Raw genomic sequence first — 23,416 nt, 5'->3', positions numbered from 1 at the left:
TTCTTTTCCATGATGGTGCGATAGAGAAAACTTAAGCAACACAATGGTTTAGGTCAGACTTTAACGATTGCACGCTCTAGGCGCCTGAAGAGTTAAGGGGGCCACATAAGTGCAATGCGAAGGCAAGTCTTGGGGCAATCCAGCGGGCGCCAAGCCGTGTTTGGCTAGTGCCGCGAGAGCCGGTGATTGAGGCGGGGATACGCGCTCAATCCTGGAAACGCCCGTGCGCTTTGAACAGCACTCGTGACAACGCCAGAATGTTAGCCTCGGGCCCATCCTTGCGCCAGATTAGGCGGGTTATGGCACGGTTGAATTTGGAAGGCAGCGGGTGGACGCTCAGGCGCGAGCGCTCGGCGTACGTGCCTAACACGCTGCGCGGCATCAGTGCGATTCCCATGCCCACCGCCACGCAGCCCAGGATCACATGGTACGACCCTACCTCGACGATACGCTGGGGCTTCGTGCGAGCACGCGCGAACCAGTCCTCCAGGCGCTGGCGGTGGGGGCAACCTGAATGAAAGGCCAGTAGGGCTCGGGATGGAACGTCCCTGGGTGAGGCAATGGGCGGATGCTTGGCCTCGGCCACGATGACCAGTTCCTCTTCGTAGATCGCCATTGAGTTCAGGCGCTTGTCCGACATGGGGTCGGCGATCAACGCCGTATCCAGTTCGCCTTGCAGCACCCGCTGGATGAGTTCGCGCGGATCATCGCAATACAGCTCCAACGTCACATCTGGGTACATCTCATGATAAAGGCCTAGCGGCTGCGGTAGGCGCACGGCAGCCGTGCTCTCCATCGCCCCCAGTCGCAACATGCCCGTGGGCCTATCGTTGCGCGTCGCCTCAGAGGCCTCCTGTGCAAGATCGAGCAGCCTCTCCGCATAGTCCATCAGCACCTTGCCGGCAGGGGATACCTGTAGCGAGCGACCCTCGCGGATGAACAGAGGAACGCCTAGCTTGTCCTCCAGTTGCTGGATGCGCACTGTAATGCTGGATTGGGCGCGGTGCAGCGTCTGCGCAGCCTTGTTGATGCCGCCCGCCTGAACGACCGCCCGAAACGTGTGCAGATCCGATAGCTCGAACATATCGGCGTATCCGAATTATTTGTTCTGAATTATTCATTTTACTCGATCATTTTCGATGCCTAAACTGATTCTTACGAAAAATCTCAGGTGCCAAAAGTGATGGTGAAAGTCAGTGTGATCGGAGTCGGTGTCATGGGAGACCCCATCGCCCGCAATCTGCATAAGGCGGGTATGGCCGTAACCGTGTATTGCCGTACGCCCGCTACGCGACAAGCGTTTCGAGGTAGCGGCATCGCGGTGTCGGATTCCGCGGTGAACGCAATCCAGGCTAGCGACACGACGATCCTGCTGGTACCCAGCGGTCAGGATGTCGATCAGGTGTTGGGGCGGGGCACCCATGGTCGAATCCCGTTCAGCTTGGACGGAAAGACCATCATTCTGATGGCGACAGTCGCCCCCTCGTACTCCCGCGACCTTGCTAGCGCCGTGGTGGAGGCTGGCGGGCGCTACATAGAAGCGCCACTGTCGGGTTCGCGCGCGCCTGCGGAATCTGCTCAGTTGGTCGTGCTTGCCTCGGCCCCGGAAGATGCCTGGATCGGCGACGCCATGCCGGTGTTCGATGCCATTGGAAAGAGAGTCCTGCGTTGCGGAACGGTACCTACGGCGATGCGCATGAAACTTGCAAACCAGCTCCTGTTGATCGCCACCTTCGAGGCGATCTCGGAGGCGACGCACTTCGCGCGCGAGTCCGGGCTCGCCGTCAACCTGTTTCTGGAGATGGCGATGGCCGGCCCCCTGGCCAATGACGTGCTTCGCATGAAGGCGCCGAAGCTGCTAGTGGACGACTTCGAGCAGCAGGCGCCGATCCGCCATGTTTTCAAGGACATCGGGCTGGTCTGCGATGAGGCCGAGCAGCGTGGCTTGTGGTTGCCCATCGCGCGCGCCAACCGTGACTTGTTCGAATTGGCGATGCGGCGAGGTCAAGCCAACGACGATGCCATCGGCATCGTCAAGGTGTTACGCAACCATGAGGCCGCATGACCAGCCCCAATACAACCGCTATCGCGTTGAGCAGAGGCGCTGTCGGCGTGCTGTGCGGCTTGGCCGTGGCCCTGATCTGGTCAGGTTGGTCGGTCGCTACGCGCCTGGCGATGACGACCACCCTGGCGCCGGCGGACGTGACCATGCTCCGCTTCGGCGTATCCGCGCTGTTCCTGTGGCCCATTCTGCTGCGGCAAGGCGCAGGGCTGCGCGCGCTCGGTGTGGTCAGGATAGGCGTCATGCTGATCGGCGCTGGAGTGCCCTTCATGATGGCCGCATCGGTGGGCATGAGGTATGCGCCAGCCTCTCACGTCGCCACACTGATGATAGGCTCCATGCCCATCTGGGTGGCACTGCTATCCGCAGCCCTATATGGAGAGCGCTTCAGCCGCGTGCAGATGTACGGCCTGCTTATCGTAATCGCCGGTATCGCCTGCATGGGAGGCTATGGGCTCATCGCCAATCGAGCTCAAGGGGAATGGCGCGGTGATTTGCTGTTTCTCTGCGGAGGATTGCTCTTCGCCAGCTACACAGTGACACAGCGACGCTCAGGCATTGGCCCGTGGCAGGCAACCGCTTTGGTCAACGTAGGTTCGGCGCTGTTTTTTGCGCCCATCTACTTTCTTTTCCTGAGTCCCGGCATCTTCACCGCACCGGTACAGGACGTGCTGTTCCAGGTGATTGCCCAAGGCGTCTTCGTGGCGATCCTCGCCATGTTCTTCTATGCCGAAGCCGTGCGTCGGCTGGGAGCGTCACGGGCGGCGATTTTCGGTTCGCTGGCCCCGGCGCTGGCGGTGCTGTTGGGCATTCCAGTGCTTGGCGAAATTCCAGGAGCAGTGCCGCTGGCTGGAATCGCGTCGGTAATGGTGGGTGTGGTACTGATGGTCACGGGAGCAAGGAGGCCGAAATCAGCCTGACCACGCGGCATGTCCGTGAAAGGGTCTCTCCATGCAATTGGATCGCGGCCTTGCAGCGGGCCCGCGGTGGTGCCCAGGCAGTTGCTGCGGGCTATGACGGCCAGTCATGCATTGCGCTGTCCGATGGCATCACGCCAGCGCAATCGGCAGGGCTCGCGGCGGGAGCCATCGTGAAATGAAAAAAGGCCGGCTGCCTTGGGGCTGCCGGCCTTTGTCGTAGCCGCTGCGCGCGGCAGGCGCTTAGCCGATCGAGGCCAGGGCCTGGTTCAGCGTGGCGCTGGGGCGCATGGCTTGGCTGGCGCGGGCTTCGTTGGGCTGGTAGTAGCCGCCGATATCGACGGGCTTGCCCTGGGCGGCCTTCAGTTCGGCCAGGATCTTGTCCTCGCCGTCAGCCAGCGCGCGGGCCGGGGCGGCGAACAGGGCAGCCAGTTCGCGGTCGTCGGTCTGCGCGGCCACGGCCTGGGCCCAGTACATGGCCAGGTAGTAGTGGCTGCCGCGGTTGTCCAGGCCGCCGACCTTGCGCTCGGGCGACTTGTTCTCGTCCAGGAACTTGGCGGTGGCCAGGTCCAGCGTCTTGGCCAGCACTTGGGCGCGGGCGTTGCCGTAGCTGCGGCCCAGGTGTTCCAGCGATGCCGCCAGGGCCATGAACTCGCCCAGCGAGTCCCAGCGCAGGAAGCCTTCTTCCAGGAACTGCTGCACGTGCTTGGGCGCGGAACCGCCGGCGCCCGTTTCAAACAGGCCGCCGCCGGCCACCAGCGGCACGATCGACAGCATCTTGGCGCTGGTGCCCAGTTCCATGATGGGGAACAGGTCGGTCAGGTAGTCGCGCAGCACGTTGCCGGTCACCGAGATGGTGTCCAGGCCTTCGCGGATGCGCTTGAGCGAGAACTTGGTGGCTTCGACCGGGCTCAGGATGCGCAGATCCAGGCCGCTGGTGTCGTGGTCCTGCAGGTAGTGCTTGACCTTGGCGATGATCTGCGCGTCGTGGGCGCGGTTCTCGTCCAGCCAGAACACGGCGGGCGTCTTGGTGGCGCGGGCGCGGGCCACGGCCAGCTTGACCCAGTCCTGCACCGCGGCGTCCTTGGTCTGGCACATGCGCCAGAGGTCGCCGGCTTCGACGGCTTGCTCCAGCAGCACCTTGCCCGAGGCGTCCGTGACGCGCACGGTGCCGGCGGCGGGGATGACGAAGGTCTTGTTGTGCGAACCGTATTCCTCGGCGGCCTGGGCCATCAGGCCGACGTTGGGCACGCTGCCCATCGTGACCGGGTTGAAGGCGCCATTGCGCTTGCAGTCTTCGATGACGGCCTGGTAGACACCGGCGTAGCTGCGGTCGGGGATCACGGCCTTGGTGTCTTGCAGGGCGCCTTCGGCGTTCCACATCTTGCCCGAGTCGCGGATCATGGCGGGCATGGACGCGTCGACGATGACGTCGCTGGGCACGTGCAGGTTGGTGATGCCGCGGTCGGAATTGACCATGGCCAGCTGCGGCAGGGTCTTGTAGGCGGCGTCGATGTCGGCGGTGATCTCGGCCTGTTTGTCGGCGGGCAGGGACGGGATCTTGGCGTACAGGTCGCCGATGCCGTTGTTGGGGTCGAAGCCGGCTTGCTTGAGCGCGTCGGCGTGCTTGGCCAGCACGTCCTTGTAGAAAACGGACACGACGTGGCCGAAGATGACGGGGTCGGAGACCTTCATCATCGTGGCCTTCAGGTGCACCGAGAACAGCACGCCGCGAGCCTTGGCGTCGTCGATCTGCGCTTGCAGGAAGGACTTCAGCTTGGCAGCCGACAGCACGGCGGCGTCGATGATCTCGCCGGCCTTGACCGGGGTCTTTTCCTTCAGGACGGTCTTGGAGCCGTCGGCGGCGGTCAGTTCGATCTTGACGTCGCCGGCATCGGCGATCAGCGCCGACTTTTCGGTGCCGTAGAAGTCGCCTTCGCTCATGTGGGCCACGTGCGACTTGGAGTCAGCCGACCAGGCGCCCATTTTGTGCGGATGCTTGCGGGCGTAGTTCTTGACCGACAGCGGGGCGCGGCGGTCCGAGTTGCCTTCGCGCAGGACCGGGTTCACGGCGCTGCCCTTGACCTTGTCGTAGCGGGCCTTGACGTCGCGCTCGGCGTCGTTGGCGGGAGCGTCCGGGTAGTCGGGCAGCTTGTAGCCCTGGTCCTGGAGTTCCTTGATGGCGGCCTTCAGCTGCGGCATCGAGGCGCTGATGTTGGGCAGCTTGATGATGTTGGCTTCGGGCTGGATGGCGAGGGCGCCGAGTTCCGACAGGGCATCGCCCAGTTTCTGGCTGTCTTCTAGGTAGTCGGGGAAGACCGAGATGATGCGGCCGGCCAGCGAGATGTCGCGGGTCTCGACCGTGATGCCTGCGGGCTTGGCGAAAGCCTGGACGATGGGCAGCAGCGAACGGGTTGCAAGCGCCGGAGCTTCATCGGTGAGGGTATAGATAATCTTCGGAGTAAGAGACATGATCCTTGAATCTGTTCGGCAGGCGCTAGGCGCAAACCCGAACATGCTATGCGGCCAGAAGCCGGTAGATGTTGTCGGAGAGTGGGTTCGTATGGGCAGGCGTGCGACCGGGACTGGACGCGTTCGCTTTGCCGTCCTAGGTCTGAGCAAACGACAAGGCGGGCGGCTAAGCGGACGCGCCCGGAGGAAATGGTCGGTAAGCGTCTGCCCAACATGGCTGGCGCCTGCCCCTTTTTATATGGCTGGCCTGGGTGCCCCTGCCGGCGCTGCCGGCAAAGATCCTGGGCCGCCTGGGGAAGTGCGACTGCCACGAACTTTCCATTGTAATACCGCGATACGCCTGCTGGGCAGCAAAAACCCGCGGATTCGGCCGGGATATGGCCATAATGGCGCCAAATTAAAAAGGGACGTATTGAATCGGGCGAGCCGGAGCCGATTGCCCGTTTGACAAAGCGCCGCGCAAGGAGGAAGCTGCGTACCCATGAATTCCCGCGCCGTCCGCATTTCGCTGATTATTACCATCATTCCTGGAATGGTGGGTTAGCGCGCGACCGCAACAGTCACAGCCACCCGCCCCACGAGGCGGGTTTTTTGTGGCCGCCTCTGCCGGGCCAGCACACCGAAGCAGAGAGCCAGATGCACCACACCCCGCAAGCCAGCCAGCAAACCGCCACGCCGACCGCATTCCAGGACGGCCGGGCCTCGCCGATGGAATACCTGAGGCAGATCCTGACCGCCCGCATCTACGACATCGCCCGCGAAACCGAACTGGATCGCGCCCGTGGCCTGTCCGCCCGGCAGGGCAACCCGGTCTACTTCAAGCGCGAGGACAACCAGGCGGTCTTCTCCTTCAAGGTCCGCGGCGCCTACAACAAGATGCGCAACACGCCGCAGGCGGCGCTGGAGCGGGGCGTGATCACGGCGTCCGCCGGCAACCACGCGCAAGGCGTCGCGATCTCGGCCGCCAGGATGGGCGTGCGCGCCATTATCGTGGTGCCGCAGACCACGCCGCAGGTAAAGGTGGATGCCGTCAAGGCGCATGGCGGCCCCACCGTGACGGTGGTGCAGGCGGGCGACTCCTATAGCGACGCCTACGGCCATGCGCAGAAGCTGGCGAGCGCGCAGGATCTGACCTTCATCCCGGCCTTCGACGATCCCTATGTGATCGCCGGCCAGGGCACGGTGGGCATGGAGATCCTGCGCCAGCATGCGGGCCCCTTGCATGCCGTCTTCGTGCCGATCGGCGGCGGCGGGCTGGCCGCGGGGGTGGCGACCTACATCAAGGCGGTGGATCCGGGCGTCAAGGTCATCGGCGTGCAGACCGAGGATTCTTGTGCCATGTCCCTGTCCATGCAGGTGGGCGAGCGGGTCAACCTGCCCGAGGTGGGCCTGTTCTCGGACGGCACGGCCGTCAAGCTGGTGGGCGAGGAGACCTTCCGCCTGTGCAGTGCATACCTGGACGAGATCATCCTGGTGGACACGGACGCGGTCTGCGCGGCGATCAAGGACGTGTTCCTGGATACCCGCAGCGTGCTGGAACCGGCGGGCGCGCTGGCGGTGGCCGGGCTGAAGAAGTACGTGGAACGCGAAGGCGTGCAAGGCCTGCCCATGGTGGCGGTGACCTCGGGCGCCAACATGAACTTCGACCGCCTGCGCTTCGTCGCGGACCGCGCCGAGGTCGGCGAGGCGCGCGAAGCGGTCTTCGCCGTGACGGTGCCGGAGGAGCGCGGCAGCTTCCGCCGCTTCTGCGGCGTGATCGGCCAGCGCAGCGTGACGGAATTCAACTACCGCATCGCCGACGCGCGCACTGCCCATATCTTCGTCAGCATGCAGATCACGCGGCGCGGCGATGCGGCGGAAATCATGGCGGCGCTGCAGGAACAGGGTTTTTCCGTCGGCGACCTGAGCAACAACGAAGTGTCGAAACAGCACATCCGCTACATGGTGGGAGGCCGTTCGCCGCTGGCGGCCGGCGAACGCCTGTTCCGCTTCGAGTTTCCGGAGCGTCCCGGCGCGCTGATGAGGTTCCTGTCCGAGATGGCGCCCAACTGGAACATCAGCCTGTTCCACTACCGCAACCAGGGCACGGAATTCAGCTCGGCGCTGGTCGGCATCCAGGCGCCGCTGGCCGACAGCGCCGCGCTGGACGCATTCCTGCGGCAGTTGGGTTACGCCCACACCGAGGAAACCGGCAACGAGGCCTACCGCCAGTTTCTGATCTGAGCCGGCAGCCTGGGCTCAACCGGGAGCGCCCCTCACTGCGGGCCGAGCTTGCGGATCAGTCCGTCGAGCATGTCGAGCTCGGCGGGCAGCAGGTCCGTCAAGGGCGCGCGCACGGGACCCGCGTCGTGGCCGACCAGTTTGGCGCCGGCCTTGACGATGCTGACGGCATATCCGGGTACGCGGTTGCGGATATCGAGATAAGGCAGGAAGAAATCGTCCAGCAGGCGGTTGCTGGTTTCGTGGTCGCCCGCGGCGACGGCGCGGTAGAACGCCATGGCCGTACGCGGCACGAAATTGAACACCGCCGACGAATAGACCGGCACGCCCAGCGCGCGGTAGGCGGCGGCATAGACCTCGGCCGTGGGCAGGCCGCCCAGGTAGGAAAAGCGGTCGCCCAGCTTGCGGCGGATGCGCACCATGGCTTCGATGTCGCCCACGCCGTCCTTGAAGCCGACCAGGTTGGGGCAGCGCTCGGCCAACTGCGCCAGGCTGTCGGCCGACAGGCGCGACTGCGCGCGGTTGTAGACGATGACGCCGATATTCACGGACTTGCAGACCTGTTCGACGTGCGCGGCGATGCCCGGCTGCGAGGCTTCGGTCAGGTAGTGGGGCAGCAGCAGTATGCCCTTGGCGCCCAGGCGCTCGGCCTCTTGCGCGTAGGCGATGGCCGTGCGGGTCGGGCCGCCCGCGCCGGCCAGGATGGGGACCTTGCCGGCGCAGGTCTGCACCGCGGTGCGGATCACGTCCGAGTACTCCTCTGGCGCCAGTGAAAAGAACTCACCGGTGCCGCCCGCGGCGAACAGGGCGGTCGCGCCGTAGGGCGCCAGCCATTCGAGGCGCTGGGCGTAGGTCCTGGCGTTGAAGTCGCCGTTCTGGTCGAAGTCGGTGACGGGGAAAGACAGCAAGCCGTCCGACACGATGTGCTTGAGTTCCTGCGGGGTGGTCATGTTGCGTTGATCCGTATGGGGGCGCCATCGAACGGCGGGAGTCGGCTGGTTGCCGAATTTAGAAGTAAGTCATCGTACAACATGAAATGCGCCGACTCAAGGTTGTTTCCACCTTGAAAAGAGCCGTTATAGGTGCATACCCGATATCAGAACATTATGCTTTTCAAGATTATTTTCATAGTTGTACGATGACATAGGCAAAACCAGGCGCGGTCGGCGCGGGCCTGCGCAGCGGCCGGCCTCAACAGGCGGCCGCGACTGTCCACAAGACAATTCCAGAGGAGACTTCATGAACCCGAGCAAGAGACAGTTCCTGGGCGGCGCCGCGGCGCTTTGCCTGTCGCCGTGGCTGCCGGCGTGGGCGCAGCCGGGCGACTGGCCGACGCGCGCGGTCCGCATCATCGTGCCTTACCCGCCCGGCGGCTCGTCGGACATCATCGCGCGCATCGTCGCGCCGCGCCTGGCCGACGCCTTGAAACAGACCGTGGTGGTCGAGAACAAGCCTGGGGCCAACGGCAACCTGGGCGCCGGCCTGGTCGTGCAGGCCGCGCAGGAAGGCCATACCGTGCTGCTGTGCGACGTGGGGGCGCTGGCGATCAGCCCCTCGGTGTACACCAAGCTGTCCTTCGATCCCTCCACGGATCTGCGGGCGGTCGGCATGCTGGCCTATTCGCCGCACGTGCTGGCCGTGCATCCCGACGTGCCGGCCAAGACCGTGCCCGAGCTGGTGGCCTTGTCGAAGAAACAGCGCCTGAATTTCGCCGTGACCGCCATCGGCAGCGCGCCGCACCTGGCCGCGGTCGCCGTGCAGCAGGCCACGGGCGCGCAATGGGAATACGTGCCTTACAAGGGCGGTTCGCAGGCCGTGACGGACACCATCGGCGGTCAGACCCAGGTCATCATGAATGGGTTGCTGGCTACGCTGCCCCACATCAAGGCTGGCAAGCTGCGGCCGATCGCGATCTCCAAGCGCGAACGCATGCAGCTGGTGCCCGACATCCCGACCATTTCCGAACAGGGCGTGGCCGGCTTCGAGTCCGGCACCTGGCAGGGGGTGATGGCGCCGGTGACGACGACCGATCCCGTCGCCATCCGCTTGTCGGAACTGATGGCGCAGATCGTCAACCAGCCGGACGTGAAGGCGCAGTTGAACGAACAGGGCGCGGAAATCGTCACCCGCAATCCCGCCGAACTGGCGCAGTTCTTCAACAGCGAACGGGCGCGCTGGGCCTCGGTGGTGAAAAGCGCCGACATCCGGCTGGATTGAGGCCGGGCCTGCCTGGACAGGCCGCCAGGCGCGGGAGCACACTGGAGCCGTCCCGCGCCCGCTCAGGCCCCGGCGCGACGCGGGTGCAGCCGCGGCGCCATGCTGCGCGCAACGGCGGTTCAGGGGCAGGGCATGCTGTCATGAAACCACTTTGGGCAGCCGCGCTGCTGGCGGCCTGCTGGGGACCCGCCGCCGCGCAAGGCGGCGCAGCCGCCGTTCCCCAGCCCCCGCCTTCGGCCCGCGTCATCCCGGATGCCTGCGTCGGCGCTTCATGCCCCAGGCTCGTCAATCCGGGCGCGGCCCAGGAACCCTGCCTGGGCACCGGATGCGCCACCGCCGGCCGGCCGCCCGGCCCGCCCGCGCCGCCGTCCAGCGGGCCCAGCCGGCAGCCGGGCTGGATGAGCCCGGCGCCATCCCGCCTGCCGCCGATGCCGGCGCAGCGTGGCGTGCCGACGGGGCCGCTGACGCCAGCGCCGCCGTTGCCGGTGCCAAGATGATCGGGTGTTGGATGGGAGGCGGCCAGCAAATCGGAAAATGGATCCCCGATCCGCAAGCTCATGGCGGCCCAGACCGCGCATCCGCCATCCGCATGTACGACCGATAAGGTTCCGCCCGAACCCTATCCTGCAGCAACTCCCGCAGGATGTCCTGCACGATCTTCACCGCCTGCGTCAGCGGCCGGTTCGATGCGGTGGCCAGCATCAGGCGCGTGGACAAGGCGGGGTTGACGATCCTGCGGGCGACCAGCTGGCCGCTGTTCAACTCGCCCACCACCGCGGGCAGGGCCAGGACCGTGTGGGCCAGTCCGTTCAGCACGATTTCCTTCATCAGTTCCAGCGCGTCCATTTCGAACACGACGTTCAAGGGCGCATCCGCGTGCGCCGCCGCCTGTTCCAGCGTGCGGCGCAGGCCGTGGCTGCGCGTGGGCAGCGCCAGCGGCAGGCCGCTAATCTGCGCGAAGTCGATGCAGGACTGGGCGCGCGCGGCGGGCGACAGATTCTGCGCCGGCGAAACCAGCGCCAGGTCCAGCTCGGCCAGGGGATCGACGATGACATGCTGTGACCGCCGCGCGTCGTGCAGCACGGCGATGTCGACGCGGGCGCTGGCCAGCCATTCATGCACATAGCCGCTGTAGCCGGTGATGACGTTCAACTGGATGCGCGGATGGCGTTTCCATATTTCCGCCACCAGCGGCATGCCGACCATATGGGACAGCGTGGGCGTGAGGCCCAGGGTGACCTGGCCCGAGGGCGATTTCTGCTCGTCGTGGAATTCGGTCACGACCCGCGCCATTTGCGCCAGCAAGGGGCGCAGGCTATCCAGCAGTTTCTCGCCTTCCGGCGTCAGGGATACGCCGCGGCCGTTGCGGTAAAGCAGGGCGCAACCGCATTCGTCTTCCAGCTTCCTGACCTGGCGGCCCAGCGCGGATTGCGCGATGCCCAGCACCGAAGCGGCCTTGGAGAAGCTGCCCGAATCGGCCACGTGGATCAGGTTCTCGATCTTGCGTAGGTCCATCGCGATGTCTTGCCGCCAGCGCTTGCGGGCAGCCCCTCCTTGTGTGCGTTTTTTGTATATCTGATAGGCACAGTATGCCTACATGGCCTGCCGCCAGCCATCCTAGAATTCCTGCGTATCAGACCCGCGCCTGCGCGCTTGCCCTAGGTTTACGGCCATCCATGACACCTGCTTCCGAACTGAACACGTCTTCCCACGCCTTGCTCGGGGTCTTTGCCGGCAACGGTATCGACCGCGTCTTCCTGGTCCCCGGCGAAAGCTATCTGGGCGTGCTCGACGCCTTGCATGATTTTCCGGGCATCGATGTGGTGACCTGCAGGCACGAAGGCGGCGCTAGCTTCATGGCGTGCGCCGACGGCCGGTTGACGGGCCGGCCGGGCGTGGTCATGGTGTCGAGGGGACCGGGGGCGGCGAACGCGGCCATAGGCGTGCATGCCGCGCAGCAGGACGGCGTGCCGCTGATCCTGCTGATCGGACAGGTGCCCCGCAAGGACTTGCGCAAGGAGGCCTTCCAGGAAATCGACTATCAGAAGATGTTCGGCTCCATCGCCAAATGGGTGCACGAGGTCGCCGCGCCCGAGGATCTGGCCTGGGCCGCCTGGAAGGCTCTGCGCGTGGCCGTCTCCGGGACGCCCGGGCCCGTCGTACTGGTGGTGCCCGAGGACGTGCAGCAGGCGATGGCGCCGCAACCGGGCTGGGTCGCGGAGCCGTCCAGTCCGGCGCGGCCGGCGCCCGCCACGCTGGATCGGCTGCAAGCCCTGCTGGACGCCGCCCGCAAGCCGCTCATCATCGCCGGCGGCGCATTCAATGCGCCGGGCGGCCGCGACGCCTTGCGTCTGTTGGCTGAACGGCACGGCATACCGGTGGCGGTATCGTTCCGCCAGCACGACATCTTCCCGAACACGCACCCGCTGTACGCGGGCGACCTGGACCTGGCGACGCCGGCCGCCCAGGTCGCGGCCTTCGATGCCAGCGACTTGATCCTGGCCCTGGGCACGCGCCTGGGCGACATCACCACGCAGGGCTACACCTTTCCGCGCTATCCCAGGCCGTCGCAGACCCTGGTGCATTGCCATGTCGACGCGCACATTCTGAATCAGCATTTTTCGGCCGACGTCGGCATTATCGGCGATCCGGTCGCCACCGCGCAGGCATTGGCGGCCTTGCCCGCGACGGGCGGCGCGGCGCGCGGCGATTGGTCGGCGTCCTTGCGCGCCATCCGCGAACGCGCTGCCGCCTGGCCCAGCCCCAAGGCGGATGACGGCGTGCCGTTCGTGTCCGTGGTCCGCGCCCTGGCCGAGCAGGCGCCGCCCGACCTCATGGTCTGCCTGGATGCGGGCACCTTCGCCGCGCCGGTGTACCGCCATTTTCCTTTCGTCTACCCGCAGCGGCTGATGGCCTCGCAGTCCGGAGCGATGGGTTATGGCACGCCGGCGGCGATCGCCTCGCAGCTGCGCAACCCACAAAGCAAGGTCGTGTGCATGGCGGGCGACGGCGGCTTCATGATGACGGGCAACGAGATGATGGCCGCGGCCGAGCGCGGACTGCCGGTGTTCTTCATCGTCTCCAACAATCATTGTTATGGCTCCATCCGTCTGCATCAGGCGCGCAGCTATCCCGGACGTTATGCGGGCACCAATCTCGCCAGCCCCGATTTCACGATGATGGCGCGCGCCTTCGGCATGCAGGCCGAGTACGTCACGCGTACCGACCAGGTGGCCGCCGCCATCGCCCGGGGGCTGGCCTCGGCCGCCCCGTACTTCCTGGAGGTCAAGACCAGCCTCGCGGCCATCCTGCCGGACGGCGCGGACAGCGCGGCCGGCATCGACCTCCTGGGGCGCGGCTAGCCAAGGGCTCAGTCGCGGTAGCCCGGATCCTTCCTGTCCATCAGGCGCAGCATGGCCGGCCATTCCAGTTCGCCGAAGGGGCGGCGGGTGGTCGGCTGATACAGGTGCCAGGTCTTCTCGACGACCTCTGGCGGCGGCATGCAGAGTTCGCGATTGGCGGCCAGGGCGTCGACCTGCGCCTTGCAGGCCATCTCCAGCCAATACAGCGTGTTGAACGCCTGCGCGATGCTCGGGCCCACGGCGAGCAAGCCGTGGTTGCGCAGGATCATCGCCTCGGATTGGCCCAGGTCCGCTACCAGCCGCGCGCGCTCGTCCAGGTCGATGGCCACGCTCTCATAGTCGTGGTAGGGGATCTTGGCGAAGCGCATGGCGGTCTGGGTCAGCGGCAGCAAGCCGCATTGCAGCGCCGACACCGCCATGCCGGCCCGCGTATGCGTATGGATGACGCACTGCACGTCGTGGCGCGCGCCGTGCACGGCGCTATGGATGACATAGCCGGCCGCGTTGATGCCGTACTCGCCCTGATTGCCGAGCACGTTCCCGTCCAGGTCTATCTTGACCAGGCTGGACGCGGTGATTTCGTCGTACATCATGCCGTAGGGGTTGATCAGCAGATGCCCCTCCGGCCCGGGGATGCGCGCAGTGATGTGGTTGTAGATAAGATCGCTCATGCCGAAGTGGGACACCAGCCGGTAGCAGGCGGCCAGTTGAATACGGGTGTCGCGTTCCGCGGGGCTCATGGCGCTATGCATGGTTCGGCTCTCCTGTTCAGTCGCTGGCTTTGACGTTGAAGTCGCGGACCACCTTGCCCCACGACTCGTATTCGGATTTCATCAGCGCGCCGAACTCGGCCGGCGTGGCGGTGGTGCGGACCTGGGCGCCCAGGTCCGCCAGCTTGTCGCGCACGGCCGGATCCGCCAACACGGTGTTGACCTCGGCGGCCAGCTTCTGCTGGATCTCGGGCGGAATGCCGGCGGGCGCGATCAGGCCCAGCCAGGCGCCCATGTCGAAGCCGGGGTAGCCCTGTTCGGCGACGGTGGGCACGTCGGGCAGGCTCGCGACCCGCTGCGGCGTGCTGACGGCGATCGCTTTCAGGCGGCCGGCCTTCACCAGCGCCAGCGAGGACACCATGGTGTCGAAGGTGGCATAGGTCCGCCCGCCCACGATGTCGGTCTGCGCCTGGCTGCTGCCCTTGTAGGGCACATGGATCATGCTGGCGCCGGCCTTGGCCAGCAGCACCGAGGTCACCAGGTGGCTGGTGGTGCCCACGCCGGTGGTGGCGTAGGTGTACTGGTTGGGCTTGGCCTTCACGGCCGCGAGGAAGTCCTTCAGGTTGTTGGCCGGGTTGTCCGGGCTGACGACGAACAGGTAGGGCAACCAGGTCAGCAGACCGATGGGCGCGAAATCCTTGCGCGCGTCGTAGTTCAGGTTGGGATAGACGTGCGGGTTGATGGCCTGCGGCGCGGATGCGCCGATCATGAGCGTATAGCCGTCGGGCTTGGCCCGCGCACCCAGGCCGGCGGCGATGGAGCCGCCCGCGCCGGGCTTGTTCTCGACGATGAACTGCTGGCCCAGGCGTTGCGCCAGGCGGTCGCCGACCATGCGGGCGACGGTGTCGGTGGCCGTGCCGGGCGGGAATCCTACCAGGATGGTGACCGGCTTGGCGGGATAGGGGGCTTGCGCCCAAGCCGGCCCGGCCGCGGCCCAGGCCGAAGCGGCCAGCATGGCCGCCAGCGCGGCTCGCCGCCACGATGGTGGAACTGCCCCGGGGGCGGATTGCCTTCCGCCTCGCCTTATCGCATTGCGCATGGTTGTCTCCCGTCATGGTTCTGATGGCGGGAGAGCGCCTGCGCTTGCCCGCAACGGCGCCCTGGTGGGCAGGCCGTCGCCGTTCAAGGTCGCACAAGGGCCGGCCGCCTTCAATGGCGCGGGCGGCCAAGCAGATAACGCGAAATGGCATGGATGGCGGACGTCGTGCAGGCGTCCGCCCCGGGGATCAAACCGTCAGGCTGATCCAGGTCGTCTTCAGGTCGCTGTACTTGTCCAGCGCGTGCAACGACTTGTCGCGGCCGAAACCGGACTGTTTGACGCCGCCGAAAGGCACGGTGATGTCGCCGTCGGCGTAGCAGTTGACCCACACCAGGCCCGCGCGCAGGCGGCGCGAGAGGCGGTGGGCGCGCGACAGGTTGGCGGTCCAGAGCCCGGCGCCCAGGCCGTAGATGGAGTCGTTGGCCAGCCGCACTGCGTCGTCCTCGGTGGCGAAGCGCTGCGCGGCCAGCACCGGGCCGAAGATCTCCTCGCGCACCAGGCTGTTGTCCTGGCCGGCGCAATCGAAGATGGTCGGCTCGATGTAGTAGCCGCCGGTGGCGCCACGGGCCTGGCGGCCGCCCATGCGCAGCTGGGCGCCTTCGGCGGCGCCTGCTTCGATGCGGGCCAGCACGCCGCGCATCTGGCGTTCGTCGACCATGGCGCCCATGGCGGTGGCGGGATCCAGCGGATCGCCCGGCTGCAGCGCGGCGGCATGGTCCGCGACCTTGGCCATGAAGGCGTCGTAGATGCCGTCCTGCACGTACAAGCGCGAGCCCGCGATGCAGACTTCACCTTGGTTGGAAAAGATGGCGAGCGCCGCGGCCTGGGCGGCACGGTCCAGGTCCGGGCAGTCCTCGAACACGATGTGCGGCGACTTGCCGCCGCACTCCAGCCACACGCGCTTCAGGTTCGATTGTCCCGAATATTCCATGAACCGCTTGCCGGTGGCCGTCGACCCGGTGAAGGCGATGCAGTCCACGTCGGGATGCAGGCCCAGCGCTTGGCCGGCCTGCGCGCCTAGTCCGGGCAGCACGCTGAAGACGCCGGCGGGAATCCCGGCTTCCTCGGCCAGCGCCGCCAGCCGGATGGCCGACAGCGAAGCCTGTTCGGCCGGCTTGAGGATGACGCTGTTGCCGGCGGCCAGCGCCGGCGCGACCTTCCAGGCGGCCATCATCAAGGGGTAGTTCCAAGGCACCACCGCCGCGACCACGCCCAGGGCCTCGCGCGTGATGGTGGCCAGCGCGTCCGGGCCGGTGGGGGCGATCTCGTCGTAGATCTTGTCGATGGCTTCGGCGTACCAGGCGTAGCAGCGCGCCGTCTCCGGCACGTCGAAGGCCAGCGCGTCGCGGATGGGCTTGCCCATGTCCAGCGTTTCCAGCAGCGCGAGCTCCTCGCGGTGCTCCTCGATCAGCGCGGCCAGGCGCAGCAGATGCTGCTTGCGCTGGCGCGGCGCCAGGCCGCTCCAGACGCCGGCCTCGAAGGCGCGGCGGGCGGCCTGCACGGCGCGGTCCACGTCGGCGGAGCCGCAGGCGGCCACGTCGGCCAGCTTGCGTCCGTCTATCGGACTGATGGCGGGGAAGGTGGCGCCGTCGGCCGCGCCGCAATAGGCGCCGTCGATATAGGCCTGGCCGTTGAAAGCGAGCGCGGCGGCGCGGGCGCGCCAGTAGGCGGCGTCCTGGCTCATGAGCGGGCCTCCTGGGCGTTGGCGCGCGCCACCATGGCGTCGAGCAGCACGTTGCAGCCCGCCTCCAGGTCGGCGGGCTTGGCGTCCTCGATCTCGTTGTGGCTGACGCCGTCCTTGCAGGGCACGAAGATCATGGCGGTGGGCGTGACGGCGGCCATGTAGACCGCGTCGTGGCCGGCGCCGGTGACGATGTCCATGGCGGCCAGGCCGCGGCTCGCGGCGCCGTCGCGCACCTTGCCCACCAGGTCCAGGTCGAACGGCGTGGGCGGGAAATACTGCACGTGCTTCACGTCCACGGCCACGTTGTGGCGCTGCGCGATTTCCGTGCAGATTTCGTGCCAGCGCTGGTCCATGCGGGTGAGCGTGGCTTCGTCCTCGTGGCGCAGGTCCACCGTGAAGCGCACCTGGCCCGGGATGACGTTGCGCGAACCGGGGTGCGCGTGGATCTCGCCCACGGTGCCGCGGCCATGCGGCTGGTTGCCGTTGGCGATGTCCACCACCGCCTGCAGCAGGAAGCTGGCGGCGTACAGCGCATCGCGGCGGATCGGCATGGGGGTGGGGCCGGCATGCATTTCCATGCCGGTCACGGTCACGTCATACCAGCGCAGGCCGAGCGACCCGGTCACCACGCCGACCACTTTTTCCTCGTGCTCCAGGATCGGGCCCTGCTCGATGTGGGCCTCGAAGTAGGCCCCCACCGGGCGGCCGCCCACGGGGTCCGTGCCGGCATAGCCGATGGCGGCCAACTCGCCGGCCACCGACTTGCCATCGCGGTCGGTCGCGGTCAGCGCCACTTCCAGCGGGAACTTGCCGGCGAACACGCCCGAACCCATCATCACGGGCACGAAGCGCGAGCCTTCCTCGTTGGTCCAGATGGCCACTTCCAGCGGTGCCTCCGTGACCACGCCGTGGTCGTTCAGCGTGCGCATGACCTCCAGGCCCGCCAGCACGCCGTAGCAGCCGTCGAACTTGCCGCCGGTGGGCTGGGTGTCGATGTGGCTGCCGGTCATGACCGGCGGCAGATCATTGTTGCGGCCGGCGCGGCGGGCGAAGATGTTGCCCACCTGGTCCACGCGCAGCGTCAGGCCGGCGTCGCGCATCCAGCCGGTGACCAGGTCGCGGCCCTGGCCGTCCAGCGCGGTCAGCGCCAGCCGGCAGTTGCCGCCCTTGGGCGTGGCGCCGATCTGCGCCAGGGCCATCAGCGACTGCCACAGCCGCTGTCCGTTGATGGAGAGTGTCGTCGTCATGGTGGAGTTCCTCGGTGTCAGTGGCTGGCGGCCGCGTTGCGGGCCAGCGCCGCCTCGCGGATGCCCATCAGGGTTTCGCCCGGCGAAATGCCGTTGGCGTCGTAGCGTATTTCCAGCAGGGCCGGCATGTTTTCGCGTTCGGCAAAGGCCAGCGCGCGCTCGAATGCGGGGCCGAAGCTGGCGGTGTCTTCCACGGCCTCGCCGTAGCCGCCGTAACCACGGATGATCTGGGTGAAGTCCGGATTCTCGAAGGACAGCGCGATGGTGCGGGCCGGGAACTCGCGTTCCTGGTGCGCGCGGATGGTGCCCCAGATGCCGTTGTTGAATACCAGCACGACCACGCCCAGGCGGTATTGCAGGGCCACGCCCAGTTCCTGCATGTTCATCTGGAAGCAGCCGTCGCCGGCATAGCAGACCACCGTGCGCTTGCGGTCTTCCAGCTTGGCCGAAATGGCTGCCGGCAGACCGTAGCCCATGGAGCCCACGGTGGGCGTGAGGCTGGTGCCCGGCCCGGCATAGCGGCGATAGCGATGCGGATACAGCGCGTAATTGCCCGCGCCCACGGTGATGCAGGCGTCGGCGGGGACATGCGCGTCGACGTAGGCGGCGGCCTGGTCCAGGCTCATCGGGCCCGGCGAGGACAGCGGCTTGAGACTGTCGACCAGTTCCTGGTGCGCGGCGCGCACCGCCTCGCCGCGCGCTGCCTTGTGGCCGGGAGCCAGGCCGGCCACGCTTGCGGCGAAGCTGGCCACGTCGGCCACGATGGCCTGGGTCGGCGAGAACACGCGGCCCAGTTCGGCGGCGTCCGGATACACATGGATGAGCTGCTGGCGCGGCAGCGGGCTCTCGATGACGGTATAGCCTTCGGTCGTGGCCTCGCCCATGCGCGTGCCCACGGCCAGCACCAGGTCGGCGTCGCGCAGGCGCTGGCGCAGCTCCGGCGTCATGGCCCAGCCGACATGGCCGGCGGCGTTGGGGTGGCGCTGGTCGAAGCACTCCAGGCGGCGCCAGGCGGTGCCCACCGGCAGCTCGAAGCGTTCGGCGAAACCGGCGATCTGGTCGATGGCGGTCTGGTGCCAGCCGTTGCCGCCCAGCAGCAGGAAGGGGCGTTCGGCGGCGTCCAGCAATTGGGTCAGGCGGGCCAGGTCGGCGGCGCCGGGATGGCTGTGCACGCGCGGGTAGCGCGGCAGGTCGGCCACGCGGGCGCGGCCCCACAGCGTGTCCTCGGGCAGGGCCAGCACCACGGGGCCGGGACGGCCGCTGGTCGCCACCGCGAAGGCGCGCGAGATGTACTCGGGGATGCGGTCGGTGCGGTCGATCTGCGCCACCCACTTGGCCATCTGGCCGAACATGCGGCGGTAGTCGATCTCCTGGAAGGCTTCGCGCTCCATGAAGTCGTTGCCCACCTGGCCCACGAACAGGATCATCGGCGTGGAGTCCTGGAAGGCGGTGTGCACGCCGATGCTGGCGTTGGTGGCGCCCGGGCCGCGCGTGACGAAGCAGATGCCGGGCTCGCCGGTCAGCTTGCCGTAGGCTTCCGCCATGTAGGCCGCGCCGCTTTCCTGGCGGCAGACGATGGCTTCGATGGCATCGGTGTGGTCGTTGAGCGCGTCGATGCAGGGCAGATAGCTTTCGCCGGGGATCATGAACACGCGGCGCGCGCCATGGATGCGCAGCTGCTGCATCAGGATCTGACCGCCATTGCGTTCGGGAATTGCGGCTGACGTCATGCGGAGTCTCCTTGTTGCGGGACGGCCTGCGCGCGGCGCTCGGCGGCCCATCGTTCGAATTGGTGATGGCGCGCCAACAGGCGGCGCGCGGTGTTGTAGACAGGCGGATCGATGCGCTCGGCGTCGTGGCGGCCGGCGCGCTGGGCTTCATAGCGGGCGACGCAATCATGCGCGGCCGCGACCTCGTCCGGGGCGGGCGTGAACACGGCGTGGATCAGCTTGACCTGGTCGGCCACGGTGGCGCACTTGGACTTCAGGCCCAGGCGGCGCGCCCAGCGCACGTCGGCTTCCAGCGCCGGCATGTCGCGATAGTTGAACGGGCAGTCGATGGGCAGGCAGCCTGCCGCCGTGCAGTCCAGCAGGAAGCGGGCGCGCAGGTGGTGCAGTTCGATTCCATCCTTGCCGCGCTCGGCGCCCAGGCTGGCGGTGAGGTCCTCGGCGGCCAGCAGGCAGGCGGACACGCGCGGGCTGGCGGTCAGGATGTCGTAGGCGCGGTGCAGGCCCAGCGCCGATTCCAGGGTGGGCACGATTTCGGTGCTGCCGGCGGGCAGGCCCAGCTCGGCTTCCAGCGCGCCGATCGCCTGGTCCAGCGCGGCGATCTGGGCCGCGCTTTCGGCGTGCGGCAGGAACACGGCGTCCGGCGCGCCCGGCATGACGCCGCGCAGGTCGGCCATGCCGTCGTCCTCGAGCTTGTTGATGCGCACCGCGGCCACCACGCCCTGGGCGCGGCAGCGGGCGAACAGTGCCGCGATGACGGGGCGCGCGGCCGGACGGTCCGCCGGGGCGGTGAATTCTTCCAGGTCCGCGACCAGCGCATCGGCGCCGCTGGCCAGGCCGTCGGCTTGGGCGGTCTGGTCCAGGCCGGGCACGAACATCCAGCTGCGGCGCAGGAAGGGGGGGCGGCGGGAGGGGGCGATAGGGGTCATTGCACGTGCCTCGGCAGGAACAGCACCAGTTCGGGTACGAAAGTCAGCAGCAGCATGACCGCGGTCATGGCCAGCATCATCCAGGACAGCGGGCGCAGGGTCTGCATCATGTTGATGCCGCCGATCTTGCACGCGGCCATCAGGTCGACCCCGACCGGCGGCGTGTTGGCGCCGATGGCCATATTGATCGACAGCAGGATGCCGAAGTGCACCGGATCGATGTTGTAGTGCGCCAGCACCGGCATCACGACCGGGGCCACGATGATGATGACCGGGATCGCTTCCATGAAGGTTCCCAGAAGCAGCAGCACCACGGTCAGCACCAGCAGCACGGCGGTCTTGCTGTCGGTCCAGTCCACCAGCAGCGTGGACAGCGCCTGCGGCACCTGTTCGGCCACCAGCACCCAGGCGAACAGGCCCGACGCGCCGATGATGAGCAGGATGGAGGCGCTGCTTTCGCCGGTGGACTTCAGGTTGTCCCACAGCGACTTCAGGCTCAGCGTGCGGTACCAGAAGAAGCCGATCAGCAAGGCGTAGATGATGGCGCTGGAGGCGGCCTCGGTGGCGGTGAAGATGCCGAAGCGGATGCCGCCGATGATCAGCACCGGCACCATCAGGGCGGGCAGCGCGTCGATGGCGGCGGCGCGCAACTCGGACCAGCTGAACGGCTGACCACCGGCCCAGTTGTGCTTGCGCGATTGCCAGATGGCCACGCCGATCAGCGACAGCCCCAGCAGGATGCCCGGGATGATGCCGGCCACGAACAGCTTGCCCACCGAGGTGTCGGTGATGGTGCCGTAGACGATCAGCACGATGCTGGGCGGGATGATGGTGGAGGTGGCGCCGGCGCTGCCGACCAGGGCGCAAGAAAAGCCCTTGTCATAGCCGCTGCGGGCCATGGCCGGCAGCAGCAGGCTGCCGATGGCGACCACGTCAGCCACGCCCGAGCCCGACAGCGCGCCGAACATCAGGCAGGCCAGCACGGCCACCACCGCCAGGCCGCCCTTGATGTCGCCGACGATGGCGGCGCACAGGCGCACGATGCGCTGGGTCAGGCCGGCGCCGTTCATCAGCTGCGCGGCCAGGATGAAGAGCGGAATCGCCAGCAGTGTGAAGCTGTCCAGCCCCACCACGTACTGCTGCGCCGCCACCATCATGGGCGCGGAGTCGAAGACCGCCAGATAGGCCAGGCAGGACAGCACCAGTCCGAAAGCGATGGGCATGTCGATCAGCACCGTGATCGTGAACACGCCCATCAGGAAGAGAGCACCCGTAGACATCTTGTTAATCCTTTGCAGCGGCGGGAGCGGCGGAGAACAGTTGCGCCAGGTGCACCACGATGGTGATGGCGCAGGCGACGGGCAGCGCCAGATAGACGGCGCCGGCCGACACGTCCAGCGCGGGCAGGGTCTGGTCCATGGTCAGTTCGGCCAGCTGCCAGCCGGCGTAGCCCAGCGCCGCCAGGCCGACGATGATGAGCGCCTGGTTGATGCGTTCGAAGGCGTTCAGGATGCGGGGGTTGCGCACCACGAAGGGCAGCAGCCCGGCCATCAGGTGCGAACGCTCGAAGCTGCAGGTGACGCCGCCGATGAAGGCGGACCACACCAGCACCAGGCGCGGCAGTTCCTCGGCCCAGTGCGGCGTGGTGTGGGTGACGAAGCGGGCGAACACCACGTAGGAGATCAGGATCGCCAGCAAGGCCACCGCCAGGGCGGCGAAGGCCTTGCTGATGCCCGACAGGATCGCGGACAGTCGGTTGAGCATTACTTGGCCTCGCGGTACTTCTGTACCAGCGCCATCAACTCGGGGCCGTAGGTGACCGAGTAGGTCTTCCACACCGGCGCCACCGCGGCGGCGAAGGCGGGCTTGTCGACTTCATTGACCTGCATGCCCTTGTCCTTCAGCTGGGCGATGAACTGCTGGTCGCCGTCGGTGATCATCTGGCGCTGGGCATCGCGCCACTTGTCGGCGGCCGCCTGCACGATCTTCTTGTCATCGGCCGAAATGCGGTTCCACACCGGCTTGGAGATGATCAGGTTGGCCGGGCCCCAGACGTGGCCGGTCAGCGACAGGTATTTCTGCACCTCGAAGAAGGACGAGGTGTAGATGATGGACAGCGGGTTTTCTTGCGCGTCGAACACCTTCTGCTGCAAGGCCGAATACAGCTCGCCGAAGGCCAGCGGCGCGGGGTTGGCGCCCAGGGCGGTGAAGGTGTCCAGCCGCATCTTGTCGGGCGTGACGCGGGTCTTCAGGCCGGCCAGGTCGGCGGGCTTGTTGACGGCCCCGCGGTTGTTGGTGACGTGGCGAAAGCCGTTTTCCCACCACGAGATGATGGTCAGGTTTTTCTTGTCGGCCAGCTTGGCCAGCGCTACGCCCAGCTCGCCGTCGAATGCCTTGTAGGCCTGTTGCGAGGTGGACCAGGTGTAGGGCAGTTCCACCACGCCGAACTTGGGTTCGATGGGCTGCAGCGAACCGGAGCCGATGATGGCCGCGCCCTGGCTGCCGATCTGCAGGCCTTCGAGCATGGTCTTTTCATTGCCCAGCTGGCCGCTGGGGAACAGCACGAAATTGACGCGGCCGGCGGTCTTTTCCTTCACTTCGGCGGCGAACCCTTCCGCGGCCTTGTTCCAGCTGTGGCTGGGGGCCAGCACGTGGCCGAGCTTGATGTCCAGGGCGTGGGCCGACAGCGGCGCCAGGCCGGCGAGGGCGAGCAGGGCGGCGGCCAGCAGGGTCTGTTTCTTTTGAGGAGCGGTGGTCATGGCGGAACTCC

Annotated in this window: 19 protein-coding genes; 6 read left to right on the top strand and 13 right to left on the bottom strand. The window is 67.0% G+C overall.

Annotated elements, in window-relative coordinates:
* Positions 1–205 precede the first annotated feature (205 nt).
* Positions 206–1,084 carry a LysR family transcriptional regulator gene (locus FOC84_RS30285; RefSeq protein WP_173148850.1) on the bottom strand — a complete coding sequence of 293 codons (879 nt, stop codon included), beginning with the start codon at positions 1,082–1,084 and terminating at the stop codon, positions 206–208.
* A 132-nt stretch (positions 1,085–1,216) separates the two neighbouring features.
* Here FOC84_RS30285 and FOC84_RS30280 point away from each other — a divergent pair, with 132 nt between their 5' ends.
* Positions 1,217–2,065, top strand: coding sequence for an NAD(P)-dependent oxidoreductase (locus tag FOC84_RS30280; RefSeq protein WP_173148848.1), 849 nt, complete (start codon positions 1,217–1,219; stop codon positions 2,063–2,065).
* Positions 2,062–2,982, top strand: a complete 921-nt coding sequence (locus tag FOC84_RS30275; RefSeq protein ID WP_173148846.1) for a DMT family transporter — start codon at positions 2,062–2,064, stop codon at positions 2,980–2,982. Before FOC84_RS30280 ends, FOC84_RS30275 begins: the two co-directional genes overlap by 4 nt.
* 240 nt (positions 2,983–3,222) lie before the next feature.
* Here the strand turns inward: FOC84_RS30275 and FOC84_RS30270 are convergent, their stop codons facing one another.
* The gene (locus tag FOC84_RS30270; protein ID WP_173148844.1) at positions 3,223–5,451 is read right to left on the bottom strand and encodes an NADP-dependent isocitrate dehydrogenase; all 2,229 of its coding nucleotides are present in this window, start codon (positions 5,449–5,451) and stop codon (positions 3,223–3,225) included.
* Positions 5,452–6,087: 636 nt separating this feature from the next.
* On the opposite strand from FOC84_RS30270, the gene ilvA reads away from it, so the two are divergent.
* Positions 6,088–7,674 carry a threonine ammonia-lyase, biosynthetic gene (gene ilvA / locus FOC84_RS30265; protein ID WP_173148842.1) on the top strand — a complete coding sequence of 529 codons (1,587 nt, stop codon included), beginning with the start codon at positions 6,088–6,090 and terminating at the stop codon, positions 7,672–7,674.
* 32 nt (positions 7,675–7,706) lie between these two features.
* On the opposite strand, the gene kdgD is transcribed toward ilvA, so the two are convergent.
* Positions 7,707–8,621, bottom strand: a complete 915-nt coding sequence (gene kdgD / locus FOC84_RS30260) for a 5-dehydro-4-deoxyglucarate dehydratase (protein WP_173148840.1) — start codon at positions 8,619–8,621, stop codon at positions 7,707–7,709.
* Between the two features lie 289 nt (positions 8,622–8,910).
* On the opposite strand from kdgD, the gene FOC84_RS30255 reads away from it, so the two are divergent.
* Both FOC84_RS30255 and FOC84_RS30250 read left to right on the top strand, forming a co-directional pair.
* Positions 8,911–9,888, top strand: coding sequence for a Bug family tripartite tricarboxylate transporter substrate binding protein (locus FOC84_RS30255; RefSeq protein WP_173148838.1), 978 nt, complete (start codon positions 8,911–8,913; stop codon positions 9,886–9,888).
* Positions 9,889–10,028: 140 nt separating this feature from the next.
* Complete coding sequence (locus FOC84_RS30250) at positions 10,029–10,385, top strand: hypothetical protein (protein WP_173148836.1); 357 nt, start codon at positions 10,029–10,031, stop codon at positions 10,383–10,385.
* A 58-nt stretch (positions 10,386–10,443) separates the two neighbouring features.
* Here the strand turns inward: FOC84_RS30250 and FOC84_RS30245 are convergent, their stop codons facing one another.
* Positions 10,444–11,403, bottom strand: coding sequence for a LysR family transcriptional regulator (locus FOC84_RS30245; protein ID WP_173148834.1), 960 nt, complete (start codon positions 11,401–11,403; stop codon positions 10,444–10,446).
* A 161-nt stretch (positions 11,404–11,564) separates the two neighbouring features.
* Between FOC84_RS30245 and FOC84_RS30240 the strand changes: the two genes are divergently transcribed.
* On the top strand, positions 11,565–13,250 hold the full coding sequence (locus tag FOC84_RS30240) for a thiamine pyrophosphate-dependent enzyme (protein ID WP_173148832.1): 1,686 nt from the start codon (positions 11,565–11,567) through the stop codon (positions 13,248–13,250).
* Between the two features lie 8 nt (positions 13,251–13,258).
* Here the strand turns inward: FOC84_RS30240 and FOC84_RS30235 are convergent, their stop codons facing one another.
* From FOC84_RS30235 to FOC84_RS30195, 9 genes are all read right to left on the bottom strand, one after another.
* Positions 13,259–14,002 carry a class II aldolase/adducin family protein gene (locus FOC84_RS30235; RefSeq protein WP_173148830.1) on the bottom strand — a complete coding sequence of 248 codons (744 nt, stop codon included), beginning with the start codon at positions 14,000–14,002 and terminating at the stop codon, positions 13,259–13,261.
* Between the two features lie 16 nt (positions 14,003–14,018).
* Positions 14,019–14,975: a Bug family tripartite tricarboxylate transporter substrate binding protein gene (locus FOC84_RS30230; RefSeq protein ID WP_173148828.1), complete on the bottom strand. Its 957-nt coding sequence runs from the start codon at positions 14,973–14,975 to the stop codon at positions 14,019–14,021.
* 271 nt (positions 14,976–15,246) lie between these two features.
* Positions 15,247–16,743, bottom strand: coding sequence for an aldehyde dehydrogenase (locus FOC84_RS30225; RefSeq protein ID WP_173148826.1), 1,497 nt, complete (start codon positions 16,741–16,743; stop codon positions 15,247–15,249).
* Entirely contained in the window at positions 16,740–17,990 is a 1,251-nt protein-coding gene (locus FOC84_RS30220) for a Zn-dependent hydrolase (protein ID WP_173148824.1), read from the bottom strand. Before FOC84_RS30220 ends, FOC84_RS30225 begins: the two co-directional genes overlap by 4 nt.
* A gap of 17 nt (positions 17,991–18,007) precedes the next feature.
* On the bottom strand, positions 18,008–19,720 hold the full coding sequence (locus tag FOC84_RS30215) for a thiamine pyrophosphate-binding protein (RefSeq protein ID WP_173148822.1): 1,713 nt from the start codon (positions 19,718–19,720) through the stop codon (positions 18,008–18,010).
* Positions 19,717–20,646, bottom strand: coding sequence for an HpcH/HpaI aldolase/citrate lyase family protein (locus FOC84_RS30210; protein WP_173148820.1), 930 nt, complete (start codon positions 20,644–20,646; stop codon positions 19,717–19,719). The genes FOC84_RS30215 and FOC84_RS30210 overlap by 4 nt, the downstream gene beginning before the upstream one ends.
* On the bottom strand, positions 20,643–21,926 hold the full coding sequence (locus FOC84_RS30205) for a TRAP transporter large permease (RefSeq protein WP_173148818.1): 1,284 nt from the start codon (positions 21,924–21,926) through the stop codon (positions 20,643–20,645). Before FOC84_RS30205 ends, FOC84_RS30210 begins: the two co-directional genes overlap by 4 nt.
* A gap of 4 nt (positions 21,927–21,930) precedes the next feature.
* Positions 21,931–22,410 carry a TRAP transporter small permease gene (locus tag FOC84_RS30200; protein WP_173148816.1) on the bottom strand — a complete coding sequence of 160 codons (480 nt, stop codon included), beginning with the start codon at positions 22,408–22,410 and terminating at the stop codon, positions 21,931–21,933.
* Positions 22,410–23,405, bottom strand: coding sequence for a TRAP transporter substrate-binding protein (locus FOC84_RS30195; RefSeq protein ID WP_173148814.1), 996 nt, complete (start codon positions 23,403–23,405; stop codon positions 22,410–22,412). The genes FOC84_RS30200 and FOC84_RS30195 overlap by 1 nt, the downstream gene beginning before the upstream one ends.
* Between the last annotated feature and the right edge of the window lie 11 nt (positions 23,406–23,416).

Origin of the sequence: Achromobacter pestifer (genome assembly GCF_013267355.1) — a bacterium.
Taxonomy (GTDB): Bacteria; Pseudomonadota; Gammaproteobacteria; order Burkholderiales; family Burkholderiaceae_B; genus Achromobacter; species Achromobacter pestifer_A.
This window is presented reverse-complemented; position numbering and strand designations above follow the sequence as displayed.